7 protein-coding genes are annotated in these 5,159 nt (G+C 58.1%); 1 reads left to right on the forward strand and 6 read right to left on the reverse strand.

The features are described from left to right. Positions 1 to 106: 106 nt before the first annotated feature. From trxA to QJ48_RS20785, 5 genes are all read right to left on the reverse strand, one after another. Positions 107 to 421 carry a thioredoxin gene (gene trxA, locus QJ48_RS20765; protein ID WP_054975419.1) on the reverse strand — a complete coding sequence of 105 codons (315 nt, stop codon included), beginning with the start codon at positions 419 to 421 and terminating at the stop codon, positions 107 to 109. A gap of 32 nt (positions 422 to 453) precedes the next feature. Next, on the reverse strand, positions 454 to 873 hold the full coding sequence (locus QJ48_RS20770) for a hypothetical protein (protein WP_054975420.1): 420 nt from the start codon (positions 871 to 873) through the stop codon (positions 454 to 456). A gap of 91 nt (positions 874 to 964) precedes the next feature. Beyond that, a complete protein-coding gene (locus QJ48_RS20775; protein ID WP_054975421.1) occupies positions 965 to 1,396 on the reverse strand; it encodes an Rrf2 family transcriptional regulator in 432 nt (143 codons plus the stop codon). Between the two features lie 146 nt (positions 1,397 to 1,542). After that, positions 1,543 to 1,869, reverse strand: coding sequence for a hypothetical protein (locus QJ48_RS20780; RefSeq protein WP_054975422.1), 327 nt, complete (start codon positions 1,867 to 1,869; stop codon positions 1,543 to 1,545). Between the two features lie 132 nt (positions 1,870 to 2,001). Further along, positions 2,002 to 2,805: an RDD family protein gene (locus QJ48_RS20785; RefSeq protein ID WP_054975423.1), complete on the reverse strand. Its 804-nt coding sequence runs from the start codon at positions 2,803 to 2,805 to the stop codon at positions 2,002 to 2,004. A 73-nt stretch (positions 2,806 to 2,878) separates the two neighbouring features. Between QJ48_RS20785 and QJ48_RS20790 the strand changes: the two genes are divergently transcribed. Further along, the gene (locus tag QJ48_RS20790) at positions 2,879 to 3,931 is read left to right on the forward strand and encodes a stage II sporulation protein M (protein WP_054975424.1); all 1,053 of its coding nucleotides are present in this window, start codon (positions 2,879 to 2,881) and stop codon (positions 3,929 to 3,931) included. Here the strand turns inward: QJ48_RS20790 and QJ48_RS20795 are convergent. After that, the coding region (locus QJ48_RS20795; RefSeq protein ID WP_054975425.1) for a DUF58 domain-containing protein at positions 3,909 to 5,159 on the reverse strand (1,251 nt) is incomplete at its 5' end. The genes QJ48_RS20790 and QJ48_RS20795 overlap by 23 nt on opposite strands.

Raw genomic sequence — 5,159 nt, forward strand, 5'->3', positions numbered from 1 at the left:
GGGATATACCCCACCGGCGTGTGCAGAGAATTTCTACGCGAAGCGGGTTCCTCAACAAGCTCAAAAGGCCCCTCGTTTTTCCGAAGGGGCCTTTTTATCGCTACCATTACAGCTGCGCTTGCACCCAAGCTTCCAGCTCCGGCAGCGGACGGAAGCCCACGTGCGTACCGACCTCGACGCCGTCCTTGAACAGCTTCAGCGTAGGAATGCTCATCACGCCGTATTGTCCGGCCGTTTCCGGATTGTCATCCACGTTCACCTTCGCAATCTTCACCGTATCGCCGAGCTTACCGTTCAGCTCCTCAAGTACGGGAGCGATCATTTTGCAAGGACCGCACCAAGGAGCCCAGAAATCGACCAGCACCACACCTTCTTGAATCGCATCCTTAAACTCCGCATCTTTGACATTGACAATAGCCATCTCAACCACTCCTTAGTTTAATTTTTTTAGGTTTAACGCAGGTTCTCCAGATTGAATCCGAACGGAAACCGGGAGGCCGGGGCCTTCCACCCGCTCGGTCCGGGAAGGCTCGGCTTCCGCCCTCCCGCCGCTTGCGCGGACGCCGAGGGAAGCATGGCGCTCAACTCTTCAAACCATGCCTGATCCCGGGCTTGCAGCGCCAGCTCGATCAGATCGTGCAGCGCCGCTTCGTCCGCAGGCAGCCCGTCGGGCTCGGGCAGCCGGGTTACTTTCGACTGCCGGGCCTCCGTCACAAACCCTACCGCTTCGGCGCGGTCGCATTGCGTAATCCGAACCCGCAGCGCGCCATTTCCATCCGTTCCTTCGACGTATCCGATAAACCTTTCGTCCTTCCAGGAAGTCCCGCTAACCCAGTCGCCTTCCCGAATCAGCCCATGATTTGCAGCTGCCATGTTGATCACCCTCCCTTTTTAACACCATTAAACGGTTATGAAGCCTCTGAAACGACTGAAACTTTTTTGATAACAGTTACGTTAAAAAAAATTAGCTCTTTCTCTGCTGCTTCGCGAGGACGCGTTCCAGCACGTCTTGTATCGTCAGCCGCTGGAGGTATATCAGCATCTGCTCCTCCGCTTCCGTGAATATATGATCCATCACCTCGGTCATATTGCAAGCGACGAGGCAGTCCTCCTCCACATTCCCCGAGCACCAGGACGGCTTGATCGAACCGAACGACGTGGCACGGTAAATCTCGGCAAGCGTGACCTCGTCCGGGTGGCAGTTTAACGCGAATCCTCCGCCGCTGCCTTCCTTGGTCGTCACATACCCCTGCTTGCGCAGACATCCCATCACCTTGCGTACACGGGCCGGATGCGTATCCACATTGTGGGCGATCATATCGCTGGTGGCCATATGATCCGGCCGATAGGCGAGCAGCACGAGGCTGTGGACGGCAATCGTAAATTCGCTGTTCACCGGGCGGCTCCCTTCTCTCCGTTCGCTTACTGTAATTATAATAATAACAGTTACTTTTGTCAATCCGCTTATGCGCAGGTTCACCGAACGACAAAAACAGAGCCGTCCCTTCATCCCGGGAGCCGGCTCTGTCCACATGTACCCGATTATTGATAGAAGTTGCTGCGGGCGAAGTTTTGATTTTGCTGCGATTGAAAGCTTGCTTGATTCAACTGTGCGGCCGTTTGCTCCAGCTGGTTGCAAATTTGCGCCATTTGCTGCATTTGCTGTACCGCCGTCTGGTGACCTTGCAGCGCCGTTTGGATCACTTGCACCGCATGCTGCTCGCGCTGCGACAAAATTTGCAGCTGCTGCGCATTTTGCTGCTCTTGCTGGAGCAATCTTTGGTAATTCGCGCTTGCTTGATCCGTTTGCTGGATCAATTGTTGAATCATTTGCTGGCATTGGTTCAATTGCTGAGTAGCGTTGAACATGGACGGAATTCCTCCTTGGCATGCTTTCTGGAAATGGTTGGCTTCTTTTTCAGCCCATTTTAGTATGCATGCTCCCTCTCGTCCTTATTCATCCCTACGCAAAAAAAATTCCGCCGCTTCACCCTCGCTCGCTTATAGCGTCCATTCCTCCGACAACTGCACGTACAGCTCGATCAAAAAAGCCGTCGACTGGGCCGCATACAGCTCCCGTTCCAGCTCCAGCTTGGTTCCGAGCCGGTCGGCTACCTGCCGGGCGAGCTCCTCGCGTTTGAACTTATCCAGCGAGGGCAGGCGCTCCACGAACGTGGACAGCAGCAGCCAATCTTCCCGCTCGATCCGTCTGCGGAACGCTTCGGACAGCTTGAGCTCATACGGCAGGCGAATGCGGTTCTTGGCCAGCCACTTCTGAGTCCGCTTGCGCAGGATGAGCCGCTCATGCTGCATATCCCGGATGACGAGCGTGCCTGCCGCCAGATCGCCGATCCGTTTGTCCATCGGATGGAAGAACATCCACAGCATGCCGACAAAATAAAAGGACGGCAAGAAATCGATCAGCCGGAAAAAATTGCGGATGATGGCCGACAGCAGCGTAACCGGCTGGCCGTTCTCCTGAATGACGCGCAGGCCCAGCCACTTTTTGCCGAACGTTTGCCCGCCCATATAATATTCCGTCAACGCATAGTAGCCGCCGATCAATAAAAAGCTGAGCACGATCAGAAAAGCCGCGGCATATTCCCCAAGCGCATCGTCCAAGCCGATGTCCAGCAGCATCAGAATCAGACCGACCAGCAGGCTGATTACCCCAAAGGCTGCCAGCAGCAGCAGGTTGTCTATGAGCTGAGCGGCCGTCCGGCTGCCGATGCCCGCCGTCCGAAACTGGAGCCGGACATGCTCCGGCGTCACGATCGAAGCTTCCCTGATATTCACCTCGTTCATTTCCCCGCTCCTCCTTTCCATTTTTGTGGTAATATTGATTTATTCGAGAGACGGAAGGAGATCGTTCGCACCCATGAACATTCAGCGCTTTATCCGCGAGCACAAGCCCGTATGGACCGAGCTTGACGGACTGCTGACCTTATTCGAGAAAAAGCGCCGCACGGTACAGGCCCCGCAGGTCGACCGGCTGACCTTCTTGTACCGGACGGCCTCCGCACATCTGGCCTACGCGCAAACGTATTACCCCGGCGATGAGATCGGACTTTACCTCAATCAGCTCGTGGCGCGGGCGCACCATGCCCTGCACGCCGAACAGTGGAAAACGTCCCATCGGCTCGGCGATTTTTTCAAGCGCCGGTTTATCGGCTACGTTCTGGAACGCAAAAGGTTCATTGCGCTTGCGTTTCTGCTGTTTATGGTCGGAGCGCTGTCCGGCTTCGCCGCCGTCTGGCAGGACCCGCTGAACCTGTATGCGCTCGTATCCCCTGAGATGGCCGACGGCATCGATCCCCATGCGGTGGGCAAAAACCACGGCGAAGTGCAAAGCGCCGTCATGTCCACGTCCATCATGACCAACAACATTCGTGTCGCCGTTCTCGCGTTCGTGAGCGGCATCACCTTCGGGCTGCTGACGGTCTACGTGCTGTTCTACAACGGCATCCTGATCGGCGCGCTAACCGCCGTCTTTTGGCAATCCGGCACAAGCTACGTGTTCTGGGCGTACATTTTGCCGCACGGCGTCATCGAGCTGACCGCCATCTTCATTGCCGGGGGCTCCGGCTTGTATATGGGCTACCGGATGATCAACCCCGGACCGTATACGCGAAAATATATGCTTCTGCGCTCCGTCAAGCAATCGGCGCTCCTGATGGTCGGCACGATTCCACTGTTCGTCATTGCCGGCATTATCGAAGGCTATATTACGCCATCCGGCTTGTCGCTGGAAACGAAGTATATCGTCGCGGGCGTCACGATGATTGCCCTGGCGCTGTATGTCGCCTACGGACGTTTGAACGAACGCAGACATACGCAGCTTGCGGCCGAAGGCGCCGCCCCGCAGGACGTAGCCGGAATGAGGACGGACCTCTTCTCCTCCCCGGCCCCTATATCGAATCGTTCGATTTAAGATCCAGGTACCGGTTGACCGCCGTCCAAGCCAGCTGCCCGACGGGAACGTCCACGATGTCGATCCCGCCGGCCGCCATCTCGGCAGCGACCGTTTGCCGGTCGACGGCAAACTTGTGCGCCACGCTCTTCACATAGGCTTGGCGCCTGTTCGCCGTCTCGGCCGACGCCCACCCCTGCAGCACTTCGTCCCGCAGCCCGAGCAGCAAAATCTGGTGCTGGCGCTTCAGCCGCATCAGCAGCGGACGCAGCCCCTCCTCGAACATATAATTGTCCATATCGGAGAACAGGACGGTCAGGCTCCGCTTTTTTTGCACACGCAGCAAATGCTGCAGCGCCGTGCCGTAGCTGGCCTCTACGAAGTCGCTCTGCAGGTTGTAGACCGCCGCCGTCAGCGTCTGCAGATGGAGAAGTCCGTTGTCCGGCGGCACATACGCCTTCACCCGGTTCGAGAAGGCGAGCAGTCCCACCTTATCCCCTTGCTTGAGCGCTACGGCGGCAAGCGCCAGCGCCGCTTCGAGCGACACGTCCAGCTTGGTCCGGCCGTCCAGCTCGATCCCCATCATGCGTCCGCAGTCCAGCAGGATGGTGACGACCTTGCCCCGTTCGGGGCGGAACACGTTCGTCATCAGCGTACGGGATCGCGCCGACGCTCTCCAGTTGACGAACCGCGGGTCGTCGTCGGGAACGTACTCGCGAATCGCGTGAAATTCCGAGCCGGACCGCTCCTTCCGGTAAATCCGCCTTCCATCCAGCGTCAGCTGATTTTGCATCGAAGACAAGATGCCGCGGACCCCCGACATATCGGGATAAATGCGAATGATCTGTTCCAGCTCCACGCGCGCCTGCTTCTCCCACAGCCCGATCCTTCCTCTCAACCGGAGCCAGATCGAGCGAAAATGATACTCTCCCCGCTCGCGGCCCAGCGTCGTGTAGCGGACTTCCGCCGCCTTCCCTTCCCAAGCCGTCGTTAACGGCACTCCCGGGGAACTGAACGTCTGCGGCAGGTCGTCGGCGACCGTCAGCTTCAAAGACACCGGCTGCGAGGCTTCCGCGCGCACCGTCACCTCGAACGGGCTGCCGATATCGGCCTGCCCGGGAAGGCTGCGGCTGACGCGCAAGATGCGCCGCTTGGGAAGCAGGGACAGATCGAGCACGCTCAGCCCGAGCAGCGCGCCGCACACAAGCCACTGCACGGCGGCTCCGGCCCCGTTCCCGGCGGCATAGCC

This window comes from Paenibacillus sp. A3 (assembly GCF_001399685.1).
GTDB lineage: Bacteria > Bacillota > Bacilli > Paenibacillales > NBRC-103111 > Paenibacillus_G.